This window comes from Litorisediminicola beolgyonensis (genome assembly GCF_042679605.1).
Classification (GTDB): domain Bacteria; phylum Pseudomonadota; class Alphaproteobacteria; order Rhodobacterales; family Rhodobacteraceae; genus Litorisediminicola; species Litorisediminicola beolgyonensis.
Map to the genome: position 1 here is coordinate 92,483 of NZ_JBHTMU010000009.1, position 22,675 is coordinate 115,157.

A 22,675-nucleotide genomic window follows, 5' to 3' on the forward strand; every position below is an offset into this window, starting at 1 on the left:
GTGGGCCTAGTCCGTCACGGCCGCATCGAGAACCGCTCGGGCGCGCCGCAGATCCCACGACTCGTCCTGGCTCGCCAGCTTGGCCATATCCTGCGCCACCCGGCTCAGATCGCCGTCGCGCTCGGCCATGTCGCAGGCGACGCGCAGGGCAAGCGTGACCGCGCCCTGATCGCTGGCATGCTTGTAGGCGAGGGTGCGGGCCTCTCGGGCTTTCGCCGCGGCCCCCTCGGCGTCGAAGGCGCGGGCGCGCAGGCGCAGAAGCTCGGACGAGGTCCACGCCTCCCCTGTCCGCTCCTGAACGCGTTCGCCGTGATCGAGCTCGTCGTGCGCGTCCTCGACCAGACCGGCGCGCAGCATGGCGGAGGCGAGGAAGCTCGAGGACAGCGGACCGTAATTATAGGGGTTCACCGCGCGGAAGCCGCGGCTCAGCTCTTGCAGGTGATCGACATCCTCGACCGTGACGGGCGCGTCGCGGGACAGGAGCCGCGCGGCGGCGGCGAAGTAGAGACCCGCGTCGCGCATCACCGGAAGCTCGTAGCGCTTGCCGATCTCGTAGGCCTCGTCCCCGGCCTCGGCCATTGGACCGCCGTCTCGGGACAACCCGCCGAGCATCGCCCGGAACGCCAGAGCCTGCGCCAGGGAATGCGCGTGGCCGATCCTGCGGCTATGCGCGACGGCGAATTTCGACACGTCCTGCGCGGCCTCCAGATCGCCGCAGAGCCATTGGGCCTTGGCCAGAAAGACCGATGCGATCTCGGCGTGATCGTAGCCGTGCTGATGGGCGAGATAGGCGTGCTTGTCGATGTCGTATTCCGCCAGCGCCTGCTGGAGCAGGTCGCGGGCGCGCTCGGGTCTGCCGGTATGGAGCGCCACGGAGCCGACAGCCCGGGTGCCGACCATCATGAAGATCGGATCGCCGCGCTCCCGGGCCGCCTGCATGAGCTTGCCGCTCCAGTCGTCGGCGGCCCGGTAATCGGCCTTCACCAGCGCATGGCTGTAGATGCCGAAATAGGCGGCGAGCTCGGTCTTGGTCTCGCCGAGCTCGCGCGCCAGGGCAAGGATCTCCCGGGCAAGACGACCGGCGGCATCCGACGCGATCCCCTCGCGCGCGCGCTTGAGCGACGCCATCGCGCCAAGGGCACGCAGCCGGAGCCGGTCGGTCTCGCGGGTCTTTTCCAGCTTCCCGAGAGCGGCCTCGGCCTGGTCGAGATAGGCCCCGGCTTCGATGAGCGCCGACCCGGCGAGCCCGCGCTCGGCGGCGGCGATGCTGAGCGGCGCGGCCTCGGCCCAGAGCTCGGCCCCCATCGCGTGCTGGGCCAGAAGGTCGGGCCGTTGCGTCTCGACCTCGGGGTCGCGGCGGCGCAGGCCGTCGAAGACCGCGGCATGCAGCGCGCGGCGCTCGGGCGATAGGAGCCGCTCGTAGATCACGTCGCGATAGAGGCTGTGGCGGAAGCGCACATTGGCATGGCTCTCGCCATGGGTCAGCGGCACGACGCCCAGGGCGCGCAGCTCTTCGAGCGCGTCCGCGAGGTCGACCAGCGGGATATCCAGAAGCTCGGCCAGAAAGCCGATCTCGGCACCGCCATCGATCACCGACAACATCGCCGCCACCGCGCGCCCGGCGTCGAGCGTGTCGACCTGCGCGGCGAGGCTTTCATAAATGGAATCCGGGACCGCCACGCCGCGGGTCAGGTCCGCGTCCGACCAGCTCCGCGCCGCGCGAGCGAGGGTGTCGATCATCAGGGGATTGCCGCCGCTCTTCTCAAGGATGCGATCGCGCAGGCTTTCCGGAAGGGCCGTGGCCCCGAGGCGTCGGGCAAGAAGCGCTTCAGCGCCGTCGGCCGCGAGGGGCGCGAGGGGCTCGACCCTCAGCGCGCCGGCCTCGGTCAGGCTGTCCGGAGGCTCCATCCGTGAGGTCACGACGCAGGCGCAGCTTCTGTTCTCCAGCCGCTTCGCGAGCTGCGCGAGAAGCTCGATGGTCGTGGGGTCGGCCCAGTGCAGGTCCTCGACCATCAGGAGACGGGTTTTGCACCCGGACCCGAGCAGCCAGTGCGTCAGGGCCTCGAGAAGCTGCGCGCGTTCGCGCGCTGCCGCCGGTGCGGGGCCTTCGATCTCGTAGCCGAGCGCACGCGCGACGCTGTCCCGCGCGGCGGGCTCGACCTCTGGCAAGAGCGCGTCCAACCCTTCGGGCCCGCTGGAGCCGAGCGCTTCGGAGAGCCGGTCCAGAACCGGCCGCAGCGCGGTGTTCGACGCCATCGACGCGCAGGCGAGATGGATCGCGTCGATCTCCTGTTCGGAGGCGGTTCGCGCCAGCGCGGTCAGCGCCGTCGTCTTGCCGATCCCGGCCTCGCCATGGACGAAAACCAGCGATCCCTTGCCGGACGCGGCATCGCTCAGGGCTGCGGACAAGCGCGCCTGGATCGCGTCGCGCCCCAAGGGGCGCAGCTCGGCCTCGCGGTCGATCTCGTTGCCGCTGCGCCGCTCGCCCATCGCGCGCGAGACCGGAACCGGGCGCTCGAAGCCCTTGAGGCTCGCATCGGGCAAGCGCGCGAAGCGAAACCGGCGGTCCGATTGCACGCGGGTCTGGTCATCGGCAACCACCGCGCCGGGCTCCGCCACGGTCTGCAGGCGCGCCGCACGGTTGACAACGGAGCCCACGAGCTGAACCCGGTCGCCGCCGAGCGCGGTCTCCTCGAGCCCGACGACCGCGGTGCCGGAGGCGACGCCGATCCGCGCCTGAAGCTTCGGAACGGGTCCCGAGGTCGCCGCCAGCCGCTGAAGCTCGGCCTGTAGCGCCAAGCCCGCGGCGATGGCGCGTTCGGCATTGGCGGTCAGCGTCTTCGGATAGCCGAAGAGCACGACGACGCCGTCGCCCTGGAGCGACGTGATATATCCGCCGAAGCGCCGCGCGACGCGCCGCGCGGCCTGGTAGTAGAGCTGCAGCAGGTCATGCATGTCCTCGGCGCTCAGATGGCTGCCAAGTTCGGTCGATCCGACGAGATCGCTGAAGAGAACGGTCAGGCGGCGCAGGCTCAGCCCGCCGCCGGTCGCAGGCGCCGGTGTCGGCTCGGCGCGCACGTCCCCGGCCTCTTTGGCGCGGTCCGACAGGGCGCGGATCAGCTTCTTGCGCTGCCCGAGCGTGAGGCCGATCTCTTTCAGATCGCGCTCTTCGAGATGCCAGAAGAGTTCCTCGTCGATATCCTCCGCTTCGAGCTTGCCGACGACATCGACAAGACCGAGCGCGGCCAGGAACTCTCGGATCTCCGGCGACATGGACTACGAACTTTCTATTTCTCGGCCGACCCGAGGGGAGCGCGCCCGGGAAGACAAATGGGGGTCGGGCTGTTCTGTGGCGTATTCTGCGGTCGAGATGCGTCTAAACGCAACTCCAAGCACCGGAAACTCGGCAAGATGGCGGTCTTGCACGGCCGTGACCCGGCGTGTTTCGCGGTACGGTTGCGAATGCGGAAACGATTGCGCCGCACGGGTGTCAGCCGCGACCGCGCTCCGAATCGAGCGTCGTCTCGATTTCGCGTGCGAGGAGGTCTGCGCCCAGCTCCGAGCGATGATGACGCGCGACATGTTCGTGCCCGGCGGCGGACAGGCGCAGCGCCTGCTCGGCATTGCCCGAGAGGTCGCGGATCACCCGGGCGAGCGCCCCGGGATTGCGCGGCGGCACGAGAATCCCGGTCCGCCCGTCCTGGATCAGCTCGCGGACGCCGCCCGCATCCGTGCCGATCGTCGGAACGGACGCCGCCATCGCCTCCATATAGGCGACGCCAAGAGGTTCGCTCCAGCTTGCCAGGACAAAGGCATGCGCCTCGAAGAGCTTCTGGCGCACAACGTCGGCATCGACCGCGCCGAGTAGGCGCACGTGGTCGCGCAGATGCAGCTGCTTCAGATGCGCCTCGAGCGTGGCGCGGTAGCCGGTGCCGCCCTCGTCATCCTCTCCGGCGATCTCCAGCCGCACGTCGACGCCCAGGTCGAGAAGCTGGCGGATGGCCGACATCACGTCCTGATGGCCTTTGACCATGTTCAGCCGACCGCAGGAAAAGAGCCGCATTGGTTGGCCGTGGCTTACGGGAGCGTACGGCGCGGGGCGGGCGAAACGCTCGATATCGACGCCCATCGGCTGCACCAGCAGGCGCTCGGGGCGGTCGCGTCCAAGCGCCTCGGTCAGTTCGGCTTCGAGCGTCTGGGTGATCACCGTGCCGAAGGCCGCGCCGCGCCATTTGAAGCGCTGGCCGGGGCCGTAATCGCGCAAGGGACCGTGCAGCGTGAGCGAGTAGCTGGGCCCGCCCATCCTGCGGCAGAGCGCGGCGATCAACGCCGCCCGACCGCAGGAGTGGACATGCACATGACCGATCCCGAGGCGCTTCGTCTCGCTGAAGAGCATCTCCGCGGCGGCCAGAACGAGGCTCACGTCGCGGGCGAAGACCGGCCCCTCGCGGAGCGTCCAGATCGGCAGGCCGCGTGGGACGAGCCGCGTCATCGCCGCCAGGGCGCGCAGCGGTTCGGACTGGCCGAGATAGATGGTGCGGTCCATCGCCTCCCGCGACCAGCCATGCGAGATCAGGCCGGGAGGGGGTGGTCGGGTCGAAAACAGCATGACCTCATGGCCCATCTGCTCCAGCGCGCGGATCTCGCGCCAGAAGAAGATGTGCGTTTGCCCCGGGAATTGGGGCACAAGATAGCCTACCCGCAAGGGATGGGTCACAGTCACCGCCCTGTGTCTTTGTCGCACCGTGTTGATCCGGCGTGTCGGTTCGTTCTAATCGTTTTCATCCTTCGGCCACAGTTTTGGTGGACACCGCGCCGCATGGTGTGACCGATTTTCCTCAGACGAGTATGCAGTCGCGTGTCTTCCCTTGCGTCAATGACCGAGCCTAACCTGGGGCTGTCGATCATCATACCGGCCAGCAACGAGGCCGCACTGATCAGGGCGTGCCTCAGGTCGCTGGTCGACCAGCACTGGACCCGGACCGCCCCGGTCGAGGTGGTGGTGGTGGCCAACGGGTGCTCGGACGACACCGCCAAGCGCGCGAGGGCGTTCACCCAGGCCTTCTCGGATCGCGGCTGGCACTTGCATGTCGTCGAGCGCGGGCAGGGCGGCAAGATCGGCGCGCTCAATGCCGGGGACGCGGTCGCACGGGGCGGCATGCGGGTCTATCTCGATGCCGATGTGGTGCTCGCAGCCGATCTCCTCGACGCGCTGGCAGACGCGCTCGCGGTGCCGCAGGCGCGCTATGCCAGCGGGCGGATCGACATCACCGCGCCTTCGAACCTCGCCAGCCGCGCCTATGCAAGGATGTGGCGCCGCGTTCCCTTCATGGCCGAGGGGGTGCCGGGCTGCGGGCTCTTCGCGGTGAATGCCGCGGGCCGGATGCGCTGGGGGGCCTTCCCGGATGTGGCCTCGGACGACACCTATGTCCGCCTGCTCTTCGCGCCCGAAGAGAGGATCGCCGTCTCCCCCGCCTATCTCTGGCCGGTGGTGGAGGGGCTCTCCGCCCTTGTGCGGGTGCGACGCCGTCAGGACCGGGGCGTGGCCGAGATCGCCGAGCGCTATCCCGAGCTGGTCGCGAACGAGGGCAAGCCGCATTTGCCGCTCGGGCGAAAGCTGGCGATGGCGCTCAGGGATCCTGTCGGCTTCGCGGTATATTCGGGCGTCGCACTGGCCGCCCGCATGGGCCGCGACGACGGTGGCTGGAGCCGCGGGCGATGAGAACGGCCTTTGCCAGCGCCCTGACCGGCAGCGGTCTCTGGCAGCGCGCGATGCGCTCCTCGGCGCTGACCATGGGCGGCTTCGCGACAAGCCAGGCCCTGAGGCTCCTGTCGAACCTGGTTCTGACCCGGCTTCTGTTCCCCGAAGCCTTCGGCATGATGGCCATCGTCGCGATGGTCTCGTCGGGGCTGATGATGTTCTCGGATGTCGGCGTGACCCCGGCGATCATGCAATCAAAGCGCGGCGACGATCCGGCTTTTCTCGACACCGCCTGGAGCATCCAGGTCGCGCGCGGGATCACGCTGTTCCTGATCGGGTGCGCCGCGGGCGTGCCTATGGCGTGGTTCTACAACCAGCCGATGTTCATGGCGATGATGCCGGTGTCGGCCCTCGCGCTTCTGCTCGCGGGGTTCAATCCGACCCGGCTCGATACCGCCAACCGCCATCTGGCGCTCGGTCGTGTGACCGCGATCGACATCGCGGCGCAGATCCTGAGCCTCGGGGTGGCGATCGCGCTGGCCCGGCTCACGGGGTCGGTCTGGTCGCTGGTGATCTCGGGCGTGGTCAGCGCGGCGCTGGTTCTGGCATTCTACACCTGGCTCCTGCCGGGGCATCGCAACCGGCTGGCATGGGAGCGGTCGGCGGCGCACGAACTGATCCATTTCGGGAAGTGGATCTTCCTCTCCACGGTGGTCGGGTTTGCTTTCCACCAGGGCGACAAGCTCGTGCTCGGCAAGGCGTTGCCGCTCGATACGTTCGGCATCTACAATATCGGCTACTTCCTCGCCTCGTTTCCGATGCTCCTCGGCGGCCTCGTCGTGCGGCGGGTGCTGATCCCGGTCTACCGCGAGACGCCGCCCGCCGAGAGCCGCGAGAATTTCCTCAAGCTCCGGCGGATGCGCTTCATCGTGACCGCGACGCTCATGGCGCTTCTGGCCGCCGTCGCGCTTCTGGGTGTCTGGCTGGTGGGGCTGCTCTACGACCCGCGCTACCATCTGGCCGGACCGGTCGTCGCACTCCTCGCGCTGATGCAGACGCCGTTCGTGATCGTGCTGACCTACGACCAGGCGGCGCTGGCGGCCGGAGATTCGCGTCGGTTCTTCGTGCTGCAATCGGCCCGCGCCGCGCTGATGATCGGCGGGCTCCTGATCGGCGTGCAGATGGCGGGCCTTCTGGGCGCGATCCTCGGGCAGGGTGCGGCGCTTCTTCTCGCCTATCCGGTGGTGGTCTGGCTTGCTCGGCACCAGAAGGCCTGGGACCCGCTGCACGACCTGGTGTTCGGTCTCTGCGCAATCGTGATCGCAGCTCTCACTATTTGGCGCGACGGTGCTTATATTCTTGAGTTGGCGGCACCGGTCACGGGCTGAGCGCGACACGGAGCCGCCGCGATCCGGGAACGACCCGGAAGCCAACTCAAAATCGCCGTATTCGCGGATTAGGGAGGCGGAAAAAGATCCTTTGACGGACCACACAGGCAACTCCGGATGACAAACTCCGACGCGTTCAGCGACACCGATATCGCAATCACCGGCATGGCCGCGCATCTGCCGGGTGCCGCCGATATCGCCGCCTATTGGCGCAATCTGCGCGATGGTGTCAGCTCGATCCGGCGCCTGTCCGACGACGAACTGCGCGCCTCGGGCGAAAGCCCGGGCCTCATGCGCCACCGCAATTACGTGCCCTTCGCAGCGCCCCTCGACGGGTTCGAGATGTTCGATGCCGAGTTCTTCGGCTTCTCGCCCAAGGAAGCCGCGATCCTCGACCCCCAGCACCGCCGCTTTCTCGAAACCGCCTGGGAGGCGCTCGAGAATGCGGGCCATGTGCCCGAAGGCTTCGACGGCACCATCGGCGTCTTCGCGGGCTGCGGCATGGGCAGCTATTTCTACTTCAACATCTGCTCGAACCCCGATCTCATCGAGAACACGGGCATGTTCCTCTTGCGCCATACCGGCAACGACAAGGACTTCCTGACCACGCGGCTCAGCCATGTGCTCGACCTCAAGGGGCCGTCGATCAACCTGCAGACCGCCTGCTCCACCTCGCTCGTGGCCACGCATTACGCGGTGCAGGCGCTGCTGAACGGCGAATGCGACATGGCCATCGCGGGCGGCGTGACCATCGAGCTGCCGCAGATGCGCGGCTATCTCTACAAGGAAAACGAGATCCTCTCGCCCGACGGGGCCTGCCATGCCTTCGATCACCGCGCCGCGGGGACGGTCTTCGGCTCGGGCGCCGGCGTCGTGGTGCTCAGGCGTCTCGCGGACGCGCAGGCCGATGGCGACCATGTCTGGGCGGTCATCAAGGGCACCGCAGTCAACAACGACGGCGCCGCCAAGGCCGGGTATCTCGCGCCCTCGGTCGACGGTCAGGCGGCCGCGATCGCCGAGGCGCAGGCGGTCGCGGGCGTCTCGGCCGACAGCATCGGCTATGTCGAATGCCACGGAACCGGGACCTATCTCGGCGATCCGATCGAGGTCGCCGCCCTCTCGCAGGCGTTCCGCGAGACCACCGAGAACGAGGGGTTTTGCCGGATCGGCTCGGTCAAGACGAATATCGGCCATCTCGACACCGCCGCGGGGGCCGCGTCGCTGATCAAGACGGCGCTCGCCCTGCACAACGGGCAGATCCCGCCCTCTCTGGGTTTCGAGGCGCCGAACCCGGCTATCGCCTTCGAGGGCTCGCCGTTCCTTGTGAACGACCGGCTGTCTGACTGGCTGCGCACTGGCGCGCCGCGCCGGGCCGGGGTGAATTCTCTGGGTGTCGGTGGCACCAACGCGCATGTCGTTCTCGAGGAAGCGCCCGAGCGCGCGGCCTCGGAAGAGGCGGCGTTCCCGTTCCAGATCCTCTCCGTCTCGGGCCGCTCTAAAGCGGCGCTCGACGACAATGCCAAGCGCCTCGCGGCGCATCTGCGGGCGCATCCCGAACAGCCGCTTGCGGACATCGCCTTCACCCTGAAGCAAGGCCGCCGCGCCTTTGCAAAGCGGCGGATCGTCGTCGCCGAGAGCCATGAAGACGCCGCGCGTCTTCTAGAGACCGGCGATGCGCGCCGCGTCCACAGCCATACCGCGCTCGACGCTCCGGACGTCGCCTTCCTCTTTCCCGGCGGCGGCGCGCAATATGCCGGCATGGCGCGCGATCTCTACGAGACCGAGCCGGTCTTCGCCGATTGGGCCGATCGCGGTCTCGCGCGGCTCGAAGAGCTGACCGGCACCGATCCGCGGACCTTGTGGTTCCCCGACGCGGCCAACCGGGCGGAGGCGGATCGCCAGCTCCTGAAGCCGTCGCTGCAGCTGCCGCTGATCCTGATCACCGAGATCGCGCTGGCGAAGCTCTGGGAAAGCTGGGGCGTCACGCCCGCCGCGCTTGCGGGTCATTCGATGGGCGAGAATGCCGCGGCCTGCATCGCGGGCGTGATGAGCTTCGAGGACTGCATCGGCCTCGTGCATCTGCGCGGCCAGCTCTTCGACACCGTGCCCGCGGGCGGGATGCTGTCGGTGGGGCTCTCGGCCACGGCGCTTGCGCCCTATCTGGGCGACGATCTGGATCTGGCCAGCGAAAACGCCCCCGACCTGTCCGTTGCCTCCGGTCCGAACGCCGCGCTCGACAGGCTCGAGGCACGGCTTGTGGCCGAGGGGATCGAGTGCCGACGCGTCGGCATCGACATCGCCGCGCATAGCCGCATGCTCGAGCCGATCCTGACCCGGTTCCGCGACTACCTCGCGGGTCTCGACCTGAAGGCGCCGCAGATCCCGCTGGTGTCCAACCGCAGCGGCAAATGGATGACGGACGACGAGGCCACGAGCCCGGACTACTGGGTCGGGCATCTGCGCAACACGGTCCGCTATGCGGACTGCGTCGAGACGCTGGCCGATAGTGAGAACCGCATCTTCCTCGAGGTCGGCCCCGGCAAGGCCCTGTCCGCCTTTACCCGCCAACATCCCCGGGTCGACGGCCAGACGGTCCTGTCGTCGCTGCGCCATCCCGACGAAGAGATCGCCGACGACCGCTATTTCCTCGAGGGTCTGGGCCGCCTCTGGGCGCTCGGAGCCGAGATCGACTGGGATCAGATCTGGGGCGGCGCGCGGCGCAACCGCGTGGTCCTTCCGACTTATGCTTTCCAGCGCGCGCCCTATTTCATCGAACCCGGGGCAGGGCAGACGGAGGCCCCGTCCGATTTTCTCGAGCGGATCGAGGATGTGGCGGACTGGGGCTGGACGCGGCAATGGCGCGCGCGCCCCGCCGATCTGGAGGCCGAACTTGACGAGGCCGAGCCGCAGACATGGCTGATGTTCATGGACGATGCGGGCGTCGCGGATCGTGCGTCGGATCGGTTGCGGAGCGCCGGACATCGGGTCGTCGAAGTGCGCACCGGCGATCTTTTCGCGCGGCGCGACACCGATGCGTACGTGCTCGCGCCCGAACGCGGTCGCGAGGGTTACGACCTCCTGCTGCAGGACCTGCTCGCCCGCGGCACCGTGCCCACGCGGATCGCGCATTTCTGGCTGGTGACGGCAGATGAGAGCCATCGCCCGGGCTCGTCCTTCTTCCACCGGTTGCAGGAGCACGGCTTCTATTCGCTTCTCTTCCTCGCCCAGTCCATGGCCGAAGAGACGCTCCCCGGCCCCATTCACCTGACCGTCGTGACGAACGGCGCGGAGAAGGTGAAGGACGAAGCCCTTCCCTATCCAGCCAAGGCGACCGCCTCCGGGCCCGCGCGGATGATCCCGCGCGAGCTGCCGGGCGTCAGCGTCTCGACGCTCGATCTGGCGCTGCCCGCCTTGCCGGATGTGCCGTTCTGGGCGCGCGGAACGGCGCAAGCCACGCTCGAGGAGGCACTGGCCCGTCTCACCGAGCAGGTAGTCGAAGAGCTCTTGTCCGAACCGGGCAACCGCTCCGCCGCGCTGCGCGGCTCGCGGCGCTACGAGGCGCGGATGTCCAAGCTGCGTCTCCCGGGCGCGGATTTCCCGGACGCGAAGACGGTCCTGCTCACCGGCGGCTTCGGCGGGATCGGCCTGACGCTGGCCAAGCGCTTCGCCGCGACCGGCGCCAACCTTGTTCTGGTCGGGCGCTCCGCGCTTCCCGACCGCGCGCTCTGGTCCGATTACCTGCGGCGCCACGCCAGCCAGGACCCGATCAGCCGCCGCATTCGCGCGGTCGAAGAGCTGGAATCCTTGGGTGCGACCGTCATGGTCGCCGATGCCGATGTCTGCAATCTCACCGACATGCAGCGCGTGGCCGACGCCGCCACCGAGCGGTTCGGACGGATAGACGGCGTCATCCACGGCGCGGGCGTCATCGCCGACGCGCCGCTTCTCGCCAAGACGCCGTCGAGCGTGGAGGACGTGTTCACCCCCAAGATTCACGGCACCGAGGTCCTGGGGCAGGTCTTCCCCGACGGATCGGTGGACTGGATGGTGCTGTTTTCTTCGTCCTCGACCGTCACCGCGCCCGCGGGCCAGGTCGATTACGTCGCCGCCAACGAGTATCTGAACGCCTTCGCCGAGGCACGGGCGGGCGGCACAACCCGCGTGACGGCGATCAACTGGGGCATCTGGTCCGAGGTCGGCATGGCCGCCGAAGCTGTCGCGCGCCGCACCGGGGAGGTGCCTCAAGCCTCGCCCGAGCCTGTCGCGCCGCCGCTTCTGGACGAAGGCTGGTTCGACCGCGACGGGCGCCGGGTCTTCTCGACGCGGCTGACGCAGGACGCCTGGGTGATCGACGAGCACCGTACCGCCGACGGTACCGCGCTCCTGCCAGGGACGGGCTACCTGTCGCTGGCGGCACAGGCTCTTGCTGCGCAAGGCGAGGGGCAGAGTTTCGAGTTGCGCGATCTAACCTTCCTCAGGCCGATGATCGTCCCGGCGGATGGTGCACGCGACATGCGAGTGCGTCTGACACGATCCGATGCGGGGTACCGGTTCGACATTCTGGGCGACGCGAGCTCGGGCCAGGCACGTGGGCATCTCCTTTCGGCACAGGGGCAGATCGCGCTCCGACCGATCCCGCCCGCGCCGCGTCTCGATTTGGGCGCGATCCGCGCTCGGCTCGGCCCGCCGCAAGCGGCGGCGGACGGGCGCAAGCTTTCCGTCGCGCAGGAAAAGCACCTGAGGTTCGGGCCGCGCTGGCGCGTGCTCGACACCCGTGCGACAGGCGCGTCCGAGGGCTTGGCCGACCTGTCCCTGCCGCTCGCCGCGCGCGAGGATACCGGCTGGGGCCTGCACCCCGCGCTTCTCGACATCGCGACGGGCTGGGCGATGGAGCTGATCGAGGGCTACGCGCCCGATCACCTGTGGGTGCCGGTCTCCTACGGCTCGGTCAAGGTGCACGGACCGCTGCCCGAGCGCATCGTCAGCTGGGTCCGGACCGTCGGCGACAACCGCGCCGAGGGCGAGAGCGCCAGCTTCGACGTCACCCTGGCCGCGCCCGATGGCACCGTGATCGTGGAGATTGCGGAGTTCTCGATCCGCCGCCTCTCGGACCCGCAGCGCCTGGGGCAGGGGCCGAAACCGCTGGCCTCCGAGATCGAAACGGATACACCCGACAGCCCCGCACCGCTCTCGCCTGCCGAGGAGCGGCTGCAGCACAATCTCGAACAGGGCATCCGTCCCGAGGACGGCGCGGACGCCTTCGGTCGCGCGCTGGCGCTCGGCCGGTCGCGTCTCGTCGTCTCGTCGCTCCCCCTCGACGCGCTGACCGAACAGGCCGGGCGCAGCGAGACCACGGCGTCGGGACAAAGCTTCGACCGTCCCGAGCTCGAGGGCGATTTCGTCGCGCCCGAGACGGATATCGAGCGCACGCTAGCGGGGTTCTGGGAAGAGCTTTTGGGCGTGCGCAATGTCGGGGTCGAGGACAGCTTCTTCGACCTGGGCGGCCACTCTCTGATCGCCGTGCGGCTGTTCTCGATGGTCAAGAAGACCTGGCGGGTCGAGTTCCCGATCTCGATCCTCTTCGAGGCGCCGACGATCCGCCGATGCGCCGCGCTCATCGAAGAGCGGGTCGGTGTGAGCGCATCGATTTCCGCCGCGACCCCGGGCGCACCGAAGGCGCCGGAGCGCCGCTTCCGGCATCTCGTCGCCATGCATGACGGCGAGGTCGGTCCGAAAACGCCGTTCTTCCTGGTCGCGGGCATGTTCGGGAATGTCCTGAACCTCCGCCATCTCGCGCATCTGCTCGGGGCCGACCGGCGGTTCTACGGGCTTCAGGCCAAGGGTCTTTACGGCGACGAGGAGCCGCATCGCAGCATCGAGGCCGCCGCGCGCGACTACATCGCCGAGATCAAGCAGGTGCAGCCCGAAGGACCGTATCTGCTCGGCGGCTTCTCGGGCGGCGGCATCACCGCCTACGAGATCGCACGCCAGCTCGAGAAGCTGGGCGACGAGGTCGGCATGGTCGCGCTTCTCGACACGCCGCTGCCGCAGCGCAGGTCACTGAGCGGCAAGGATCGCGCGCTGATCCAGATGCAGGAGCTGCGGCGCAAGGGCCTCGGATACCCGCTGGTCTGGGCGCGCAACCGCCTGGCCTGGGAGCTTGAGAAGCGCCGCGGCACGTCGGTCACGGCGACCGAAACCAGCTTCCACAATGCTGAGATCGAGGCCGCCTTCCTCGATGCCGTCGCCCGCTACGAGGTGCGACCCTGGGATGGCAAGCTCGTCCTCTTCCGCCCACCGCAACAGGCGCACTGGACCGTGTCCGGTGGGCGCGGGGTGGACTGGCAGCGCGCCTATCTCTTCCACGACAATGACTGGGGCCAGTTCGTGCCCGGCGTCGAGGTCCACGAGGTGCCCGGCGACCATGACAGCATGGTGCTCGAACCCAATGTGCGGGTTCTCGCGGCGGCGCTGCGCCGCGCCATCTCGGACGCGACGCGCCGCTATCCCGACGGCACTGTCGTCGATTTCGTCACGGCGGCGGAGTAGATCATGGCGCGTCTCCTGACCGTTCTCCTCAATTGGCGCACGCCCGAGATGACCTGCCGCGCCATCGACGCGGCGGCGGCGGCGCTCTCGGGGCTCGATGCCGAACTGGTCGTCGTCGACAATGACAGCGGCGACGGATCGGAAGAGGCGCTGCGCGCCCATATCGAGGGGACCGACCTGCCGATCCCCGCGCGGGTGGTGCAATCGGGGCGCAACGGCGGCTTCGGGGCGGGCAACAATGTCGGCATCCGCGCCGGTCGCGCCGATGGCGTGCGGCCTGACTACGTCCAGATCCTGAACTCGGACGCGTTTCCGGCGCCGGATGCGCTGCGCCGACTGCACGATCACCTCGAGGCCCATCCCGAGGTCGGCTTCGCGGGCAGCTTCATCCACGGCGAGGACGGCACGCCGCATGAGACGGCCTTTCGCTTCCCCTCGATCCTCTCCGAGATCGAGGGCGCGGCCCGCACCGGTCCGGTCACCCGGCTTCTCGCGCGTCATCGCGTGCCGCTCGGGCTGCCCGACGCCACCCGCCGCGTCGACTGGCTTGCGGGCGCGTCGATGATGATGCGGATGGATGTGCTGGAACAGATCGGCCTCTTCGACGAGGGGTTCTTTCTCTATTTCGAGGAAACGGATCTCTGCCTGCGCGCGGCGCGGGCCGGATATACCGTCGACTATATCCGCGACAGCCACGTGGCCCATATCGGTTCGGTCTCGACCGGGATGAAGGGCTGGAGCGATGTGCCGACCTACTGGTTCGACAGCCGCTGGCGCTATTTCGCCAAGGCGCATGGCCGCGGCTATGCGGTGGCGGCCACGCTCGGGCATGTGCTGGGCGGAGCGATCTGGCGGTTGCGCGTTCTGCTCACGGGCAAGCCTCGGGTCGATCCGCCCGGCTTCCTGCGAAGGCTCCTGTCGCACGATCTCGCCGCCGCACGTGCGGCGCGGCCCCGCGACCAAACCATCGACCTTGTGCCAGTTCGGGAGGTCCAGACATGACGCCCCTTTCGCTTCTTCTGATCGGCCACGACAGCCTGACCCGCGAATGCGGCGCGCGCGCGCTGGTCGCGGGTCACCGGATCGCGGCAGTCGTCACCCGCGAGCCTGCCGTGTCCGACTGGGCGCACGGCGCCGGGCTGTCGGTGATCGCGCCGGGCGCGGGTCTTGCGGACCGCTGCGGCACTCTGTCCTTCGACTGGCTTCTGAGCGTCGCCAATCTCGACCTTCTGCCCGAGGCGCTGATCGCGCAGGCGACCCGGGGCGCGGTCAATTTCCACGACGGCCCGCTGCCGCGCCATGCCGGTCTGAACGCACCGGTCTGGGCGATTGCCGAGGGCGAGACCCGCCACGGCATTTCCTGGCACATGATCGAGGGCGGCGTGGACGAGGGCGATCTACTCGCCACCCGCGAGGTCGCGATTTCCGCCGATGAGACGGCGCTGTCGCTCAATCTGAAATGCTTCGCGGCGGGACTTGAAAGCTTCGATGCCGTGCTCTCTGAGCTGTCCTCGGACGCACCGCGCCGCGTGCCGCAGGATCTGAGCCTCCGGACCTACCACGCTCGTGCCGACCGGCCCGGCGTCAATGGCTGTCTCGATTCCAGCGAACCCGCCGCGGTCTTGGAGCGGCTTGTCCGCGCGCTCGATCACGGAGACTACGCCAACCCGCTCTGCGTTCCGAAACTCTTGCTGCCCGAATGTGTCGCCGCCGTCTCCTCCGCCGCGCGTGTCGAGAGATCGGGGGCACCGGGCGAGATACTGTCGCGCGAAGACGCCGCGCTGGTGATCGCCTGCAAAGAGGGCGCCATGCGCCTCTCCGGCCTCAGATCGCTCGACGGCAACGCGCTGGTCCTGCCGCCCGTCGGCACAAGGCTCGAGCGGCCCGGCCCGGAACAGGCGATCCCGCTCGGGGCCTCGGATCACCGCTGGCGGCGCATCATGGCAGATGTGCCCATGGCGCGCCTCAAAGGCGCTGGCGCGGCCGATGGCTCTATCGCGACGCGCGACGTGACGCTGTCGCCCGAGGCGCTGGCCGTCCACGCAGCGCGGACCGAGGGCGGCCCCGTCGCGCTTGCCTATCGCAGCCCCAAGATCGCCGAGGCCGACCGCTCGCATTTGTCCGAGCCGTGGGTTCCGGTGCGCGTCGATGCTGTCGATACCCTGTGCGCTCTGTCCGAAGCCCTCAACACCGAAATCGCGACCGCGCGTCGCTCAGCGCCGATGGCAATAGACATCTGGGCGCGCCTGCCCGGTGCGAAGCGGCAGGTGCCTGCGTTCGCGCTCTCGGACGCCGCCGGTCCCGTGCCCGGTGCGGCCCTGACGCTCGAACGGATCGACCGCGGCACCCGGGTGCATATCGACACCGGACGTCTGCCGGAGCCCTATGCGTCGATCCTAATCGCCGCGCTCGAAGACGTGTCCGCCAGCGATCCCGATGCGCCGCTCCGGTCCCGCCACGGCCCGAGCGCCGCCGAGCGGACGCTTGTGACCGAGACTTGGAACGACACTGCGCGCGAGGTCGAGCCGACGACGATCCATGCCCTCTTCGCGGCTCAAGTGGCCCGGACTCCCGACGCGACGGCGCTTGTGTGCGACGGCGAGAGCCTCAGCTATGCCGAGCTTGACGCCCGCGCCAACCGCGCCGCGCATGTCTTGCAGGGTATGGGCGTCGGTCCGGATATCGTGGTCGGTCTCTGCTGCGCGCGCTCCCCGGACCTCCTGATCGGCGCGCTTGCGATCCTCAAGGCGGGCGGCGCGTATCTGCCGCTCGATCCGGCCTATCCCGCCGACCGGCTGCGCCACTACGCCAGCGACAGCGCGGCGCCGGTGATCGTCACGCAATCGTCGCTGGCGCAGAGCCTGCCCGAGACGGGCGCGCAGACGCTCTGCCTCGACAGCGATCCGCGGCTGTCTCAGGCGGCCGCGACCGCGCCCCAAGAGACCAGCGGCCCCGGCGATCTCGCCTACTTGATCTACACCTCCGGGTCGACCGGCACCCCCAAGGGCGTCATGGTCGAGCACCGGAACGTGGTGAATTTCTTTGCCGGGATGGACGAGGTCGTCCGCGACCAGGGCGGCACCTGGCTCTCCGTCACCTCGCTGAGCTTCGACATCTCGGTTCTCGAGATCTTCTACACGCTTGCGCGGGGCTTCAAGGTCGTGATGAGCGGCGACGAGAGCCGCGCCCTGATCTCGGGCGACACCGCCACGGGCGGCGGGGGCATGGAATTCTCGCTCTACTACTGGGGCAACGACGACGGTGTCGGCCCGGAGAAATACAAGACCCTGATCGAAGGCGCGAAATTCGCCGACGATCACGGGTTCTGCGCGGTCTGGACGCCCGAGCGGCATTTCCATGCCTTCGGCGGCCCCTATCCCAACCCCTCCGTGACAGGCGCCGCGGTCGCTGGCGTGACCAAGCGGATCGGGGTGCGTGCCGGAAGCTGCGTCGCGCCGCTTCACCACCCCGCGCGCATCGCCGAGGAATGGGCGGTGATCGACAACCTCACAAATGGCCGCGCAGGCCTCGCCATTGCCAGCGGCTGGCAGCCCGACGATTTCGTGCTGCGCCCCGAGAACACGCCGCCCGCCAACAAGCCCGCGATGATCGAGAGCATCGAGACCTTGCGGAAGCTCTGGCGCGGCGAGGCCGTAGGCTTCCCCCGGGCAGACGGCTCGATCCACGAGGTGGTGACCCAACCGCGGCCCGTTTCCTCCGAATTGCCGGTCTGGGTGACGACCGCCGGCAATCCCGAAACCTGGCGCGAGGCCGGGCGGCTCGGGGCGAACGTCCTGACCCATCTCTTGGGGCAGAGCGTGGCCGAGGTCGGCGAGAAGATCGCGCTCTACCACGAGGCGCTGCGCGAGGCCGGCCACGATCCGGCGCAGTTCACCGTCACGCTCATGCTGCACAGCTTCATCGCCGAGACCCGCGACGCGGCGCGCGAGATCGCGCGCGAGCCGATGAAGGACTACCTGCGGTCGGCGGCCGGTCTGATCAAGCAATATGCCTGGGCGTTTCCGGCGTTCAAGAAGCCCGACGGCGTCAAGAACCCGTTCGAGCTCGACCTCGGATCGCTCAGCCCGGACGAGCTTGAAGGCATCCTCGATTTCGCCTTCGAGCGCTATTTCAACGATTCCGGTCTCTTCGGAACGGTCGAGGATGCGCTTGCCCGCGTCGACGAGGTGCGCGCGATCGGCGTGACCGAGATCGCCTGCCTGATCGACTACGGCATTGCCGCGGACACGGTGCTCGATGGACTGCGCCCGCTGGCCGAGGTCGTGGAGGCGGCCAATCGCACCGCAGGCCCGGCCGAGGACGATTTCTCGATCGCCGCCCAGATCCAGCGCCATGGCGTGACCCATCTGCAATGCACCCCGTCGATGGCGCGGATGATCGCGATGAACGACGAGGCGCGCGCGGCGCTGGGCCGTGTCTCGCATCTCTACCTCGGCGGCGAGCCTCTGCCGGGCGCCTTGGTCGAGGAGTTGCGGGGCCTGACGAGCGGGTCGATCACCAACATGTATGGCCCGACCGAGACGACGATCTGGTCGTCCTCCGAGCCGGTCGAGACCACCGAGCCGGTGGTCAATATCGGACGTCCTTTGGCCAACCAGATGCTCTATGTGCTCGATGCCGGGCTCGTGCCGGTGGGCATCGGCGAGGAAGGCGAGCTCTGGATCGGCGGGGACGGTGTGACCCGCGGCTATTGGGGGCGCGAGGCGCTGACAGCCGAGCGGTTCGTCGACAATCCCTTCCACAAAGGGCGGATGTACCGGACCGGGGATCTCGTCCGGCGCCGCGCCGATGGCCGGATCGATTTCGTCGGCCGCGTCGATCACCAGGTGAAGATCCGCGGCCACCGGATCGAGCTGGGCGAGGTCGAAGCGGCGCTCGAGGCGCTGGACGGCGTGTCGCAGGCCGTTGCCCTCGTGCGCCAGGACCAGCCCGGAGACACTCGGCTTGTGGGATACTATACCGGCGCGGCGATGTCCGAGCGGGATCTGAAGGACGCGCTCTCCTCGGCCGTCCCGGCAATCATGGTGCCGCAGCATCTTTTGCGGCTCGACGCGTTCCCGCTAACGCCGAACAAGAAGGTCGACCGCGGCGCGCTTCCGGCCCCCACTGCCCGCCGCGTGGCGGAGCCGGTGGTTGCCGCAATGCCCTCCACACCCAAACGAGACAGCGATGCGGGGCTGGAGGCGCGCGTCGCCGAGATCTGGTCGCGTATCCTCGGCGTGGATGGGATCGGCGCGAAGGACAATTTCTTCGAACTGGGCGGGCATTCGCTTCTGGCGGTGCAGGCGCACCGCACGCTGCGCGACGAGCTCGGGGCGCAGAAACTCGCGATTACAGATGTGTTCCGCTTCCCGGTCCTCGGGCAGCTCTCCGCGCGGATCGCCGAGATCCTGCCACGACCGGATCAGCCAAGTCCCGCAAAGGCTCCTGCGGCGGAGGACACCGTTCCGGCGGCCGCCAACGAGCGGGCCCAGGCGCGCAGCGATGCGATGGCGCGGCGTCGCGCGATGCGGGCGCGGCGATCCGCCTGAGATGCCGCTGACCTCCATCGAGCGGCTTTTGCAGCAAGCGCAGACCGACTGGCCGGAAGGCCTCGCGGTGGCGACCGCCGACCCGCGATCGGCGGACCATCCGCTCTACCCGGTGGAAGAGGCCGCGGTCGCCCGGGCGGTCGTGACGCGGCGTGCCGAGTTCGCAGCCGGTCGCGCCGCCGCGCGCGCCGCGCTGTCCCAGCTTGGTCTTCCCGAGGGCCCGGTCCCGATGGCGGAAGATCGCAGCCCGGTCTGGCCCGCCTCGGTGACCGGCAGCCTCAGCCATACGACCGAGGCCTGCATCGCCGTCGCCGCCCGCCGGAACGAAATTCGCGCCGTCGGCGTCGATATCGAGACGGATGCGCCGCTCGCTCCCGATCTCGCCTCCGAGATCGCCCAGGCAGAGGAAATCCGTCGCTTCGGCGGCTCGCCCGGTCTCGCGGCGCGGCGGATTTTCTCGCTCAAGGAGGCCGCCTACAAGGCGCAATACGCCCTCAGCCGGACGCTCTTGGGCTTCGATGCGCTGATCCTTGTCGATGAGCGTGGCACGCTCGCCTTCCGCGACGCGGTCCCGCCATTCGCTGCCGGCGACCGGCTTTCGGTGCGCCAGTGGATTGCGGACGAGATGATCCTGTCGCTCTGCGTCCTGCGCTGAGGCGTACGCCCCATAAAATATGGCAGAACTGTGGCGCTGATTGCCGATTTGGCGACGCTCTGTTTCCCGGAATCGCTCCGAAAAACATGGCAAGATTGGGGCAGATTGTCTAAATTGTGACCTGACGATGGCACCTGTCCGGCATCGGCGCGGCTCCTTCAGGGCGCAAAGACGGTGGGCAGCGTGGCTCGCGCATTGGGGGCACCATTGCGGGAGACGCGTTATGACGCAGTTCCAAAGCGTTGAAGAGATCAAGGCCGCGCTGAAGCGCCGGTTTTTTGCGATTTTTATGGTAACGGTTCTCGGATCGCTTGCTGCGGCCGTGTTCGCGTTTTCGCGGCCGGAACTCTACGAGTCGATTGCCGTCGTCCAGATCGAGGACGCGCAGGTGTCCGACCAGCTTTCGGGCTCGCCGATGCGCGCCGATGACACCGCCCGTCGGGTCAAGCTGATCGAGCAAAGGATCATGGCGCGGGACAACGTCCAGGGCCTGATCGACACCTATGACCTCTTCGACGATCCGAACCTCTCGGCGCCCGAACGCGTCTTCGAGCTGCGCGAGTCTGTCCGGATCGAACCGATCCTGGACGGTGTCATGGCCTTTCAGCCCGGTGCGGCGCCCTCGGGCGTGCGGATCATCGTGCAATTGGGCGATCCCGAGATCGCCGCCGCGGTCGCCAATGACCTGATGGCCTCGGTGGTGGACGTCTCGCGCGAGCGCAGCCTGACACGCGCCCGCGAGGCCCTGACGCTCTTCGAGGAAGAGGCCGCGCGGGTCGAAGCCCAGATCGCGGCCGCCGAGGCCGAGCTCGCGGCGTTCAAGGAAGCCAATGTCGCCTCGCTGCCCGACGGGCTGTCGAACCTCCGCGAGCGGATCGCGAGCCTTCGCGAGAACCAGCTGACGCTCGAGCAAGAGATCGTGTCGCTGCAGACCCGCTCCGACCGCCTGCGCGAAGCCGATCTCAACCGCCAGGTTCAGCTTCTCGAGGAGCAGAAGGCGCTGGTCGAAGGTCGGATCGCCGAGGCCGAACGCGCGCTCGAAGCGGCGCCCGAGGTCGAGCGCCAGCTCGGCGCGCTTCAGCGGCAGCTTGTGCAGTTGCAGGATCAGTTCACACTGGTGATGCGCCGCCAGGCCGATGCCGAGCTTGGACAGCAGCTTGAGACGCGACAGCAATCCGCCCGATTCGAAGTTCTCGAAACCGCCGTGCCGACCCAGTTCCCGGTGTCGCGTGATCCGATCAAGCTGACGATCTTCGGCGCTGTGGCGAGCCTCTTTCTCGGGCTCGGAACGGGCTACCTCTTGGAGCTGATGAACCCGGCAATCCGGAGCGCCGCGCAGCTTGAAAGCCGCCTCGGTGTCGCGCCGGTCGTGGCGATCCCGCCGATCCGCTCGCGCCACGATATCCGACGTCGGCGCATGATCTGGACGCTCGGTCTTCTGGCGCTGATCGGCGCGTGTCTCGCCGCCGCGCGTGCGGTCGCGATGCGCGTCTCGGATCTCACCGGTCTCGAAGGCTTCCTGCCGCGCCGCGCAGAGTACTGAGCGCTCAGTACGTGTAGCGCCGCTCGTCGGTATCCTCGGCGCGGTTCAACACCATGCCCAGGAGCGGAGTGTCCGCGCCAAGCCGCCGCTCGGTGTCGCGAATTTCCTTCTCGGTCGTCAGCCCGCCGCCGATCACCAGAAGAACGGCGTCGAAGCAGGGCCGGAAGGCGATCACGTCGTCGGAATAGAGCGCGGGCGGCAGGTCGAACAATAGGACGTCCGGCTTCAGGCGCGCCTCGAGCGTATCGAGCGCCACCGCGGTGCGCGGATCGGCCAGAAGCTCGGCGGCGTAATGCTCCTGGGTATCGTTGAAGCCGAAGGCGATGTTCCGTCCGGCATGGAAGGTGTTCGACGCGAAGCGGCGGAGATGACCCTCGGGCCCGGTCTTGCCGCGCAGAAGATCGCCCACCGGTCCGACGCCGGTTTGCCCGAAGACCTTGTGCAGCGAGGGCTGCCGCATATCGAGATCCATCAGGATCGTCCGGCAGTTCTCCTGCCGCGACAGCGACACGGCGAGGTTCGCCGCGGTGAAGGTCTTGCCGCAACCTTTCGTCGGGGAGGTGATCGCGACCCGGGTCCAGCCCCGCTCGCGCAAGGCCTGCAGGAGGCGCGTGCGCAGGATGTCGAAGCTGGCATGGGCCGGGTCGTGCCGCGCGGCGGTGATGATGCGCGCGCGGTCGAGCTGCGCCTCGTCCGGCGCGAAACTGACCATTCGGTCCCAGTTCTCGGTGATTTCTGATCCCGAGAGTTGGCCCGGCTGGCGCTCCACATCCGGCGAAGGGGCGGCTTCGGCGCTTTGATCTGTCGGCTCAGGGGGGGCGGAGTTTTGTTTTGTCTCGGCCGAGGCACGCTCGCGGCGCTCCCGGTCGAGACGCGCCTCTTCTTCGGCGCGCGCCTCTGCTTCGCGCCGACGCGCGTCTTCAAGCTCTGCCGCGCGTGCGGCTTCAGCCTCGGCCTCGGCGCGTTGGCGTTCGGCGGCGATCCGAGCGGCTTCGGCACGTTGGGCGTCTTCCGCTTCGGCCTGTGCGCGGGCTGCCGCTTTGCGGGCTGCCAAGTCACGGGCTTTCTGTTCCTCGGCCTCACGCGCCGCGTCGGCTTTGCGCGCCCGCTCTGCCGCGCGGATCTTTTCCGCAGCGGCGGCTGCCGCCCGGCGGCGACGTTCGGCGTCGCGACCCGCGGCTTCCTGAAGCTTCCGCGCCGCTTCGGCGTCGGCCGCCGCCGCTTTTTTCGCGTTTTCCGTAGCGAGCCGCTCGGCCTGCCGCGCCTCTTCCGCCAGCCGCTCTTCCT

At 68.6% G+C, this 22,675-nt stretch carries 11 protein-coding genes; 8 read left to right on the forward strand and 3 right to left on the reverse strand.

The window, feature by feature from the left end; all coding sequences use genetic code 11:
- Positions 1 to 6: 6 nt before the first annotated feature.
- Both ACFQ4E_RS07365 and epsE read right to left on the reverse strand, forming a co-directional pair.
- Positions 7 to 3,273, reverse strand: a complete 3,267-nt coding sequence (locus ACFQ4E_RS07365) for an ATP-binding protein (RefSeq protein WP_386802297.1) — start codon at positions 3,271 to 3,273, stop codon at positions 7 to 9.
- 217 nt (positions 3,274 to 3,490) lie between these two features.
- Positions 3,491 to 4,705, reverse strand: a complete 1,215-nt coding sequence (gene epsE, locus ACFQ4E_RS07370; protein ID WP_386802310.1) for an exopolysaccharide biosynthesis GT4 family glycosyltransferase EpsE — start codon at positions 4,703 to 4,705, stop codon at positions 3,491 to 3,493.
- Between the two features lie 171 nt (positions 4,706 to 4,876).
- Between epsE and ACFQ4E_RS07375 the strand changes: the two genes are divergently transcribed.
- From ACFQ4E_RS07375 to ACFQ4E_RS07405, 7 genes are all read left to right on the forward strand, one after another.
- Positions 4,877 to 5,722 (forward strand): glycosyltransferase, encoded by an 846-nt coding sequence (locus ACFQ4E_RS07375; protein ID WP_386802298.1) that lies wholly within the window; start codon positions 4,877 to 4,879, stop codon positions 5,720 to 5,722.
- The gene (locus tag ACFQ4E_RS07380; RefSeq protein ID WP_386802299.1) at positions 5,719 to 7,089 is read left to right on the forward strand and encodes an oligosaccharide flippase family protein; all 1,371 of its coding nucleotides are present in this window, start codon (positions 5,719 to 5,721) and stop codon (positions 7,087 to 7,089) included. Before ACFQ4E_RS07375 ends, ACFQ4E_RS07380 begins: the two co-directional genes overlap by 4 nt.
- Before the next feature lie 117 nt (positions 7,090 to 7,206).
- On the forward strand, positions 7,207 to 13,638 hold the full coding sequence (locus tag ACFQ4E_RS07385; protein WP_386802300.1) for a type I polyketide synthase: 6,432 nt from the start codon (positions 7,207 to 7,209) through the stop codon (positions 13,636 to 13,638).
- Between the two features lie 3 nt (positions 13,639 to 13,641).
- On the forward strand, positions 13,642 to 14,640 hold the full coding sequence (locus ACFQ4E_RS07390; protein ID WP_386802301.1) for a glycosyltransferase family 2 protein: 999 nt from the start codon (positions 13,642 to 13,644) through the stop codon (positions 14,638 to 14,640).
- Complete coding sequence (locus ACFQ4E_RS07395; RefSeq protein WP_386802302.1) at positions 14,637 to 19,190, forward strand: MupA/Atu3671 family FMN-dependent luciferase-like monooxygenase; 4,554 nt, start codon at positions 14,637 to 14,639, stop codon at positions 19,188 to 19,190. Before ACFQ4E_RS07390 ends, ACFQ4E_RS07395 begins: the two co-directional genes overlap by 4 nt.
- Before the next feature lies 1 nt (position 19,191).
- A complete protein-coding gene (locus tag ACFQ4E_RS07400) occupies positions 19,192 to 19,845 on the forward strand; it encodes a 4'-phosphopantetheinyl transferase family protein (RefSeq protein ID WP_386802303.1) in 654 nt (217 codons plus the stop codon).
- 223 nt (positions 19,846 to 20,068) lie between these two features.
- Positions 20,069 to 21,388, forward strand: coding sequence for a Wzz/FepE/Etk N-terminal domain-containing protein (locus tag ACFQ4E_RS07405; RefSeq protein WP_386802304.1), 1,320 nt, complete (start codon positions 20,069 to 20,071; stop codon positions 21,386 to 21,388).
- A gap of 4 nt (positions 21,389 to 21,392) precedes the next feature.
- Here the strand turns inward: ACFQ4E_RS07405 and ACFQ4E_RS07410 are convergent, their stop codons facing one another.
- Positions 21,393 to 22,100, reverse strand: a complete 708-nt coding sequence (locus ACFQ4E_RS07410) for a CpsD/CapB family tyrosine-protein kinase (RefSeq protein ID WP_386802305.1) — start codon at positions 22,098 to 22,100, stop codon at positions 21,393 to 21,395.
- Between the two features lie 36 nt (positions 22,101 to 22,136).
- Here ACFQ4E_RS07410 and ACFQ4E_RS07415 point away from each other — a divergent pair.
- On the forward strand, positions 22,137 to 22,675 hold a 539-nt coding region (locus ACFQ4E_RS07415; RefSeq protein ID WP_386802306.1), incomplete at its 3' end, for a hypothetical protein.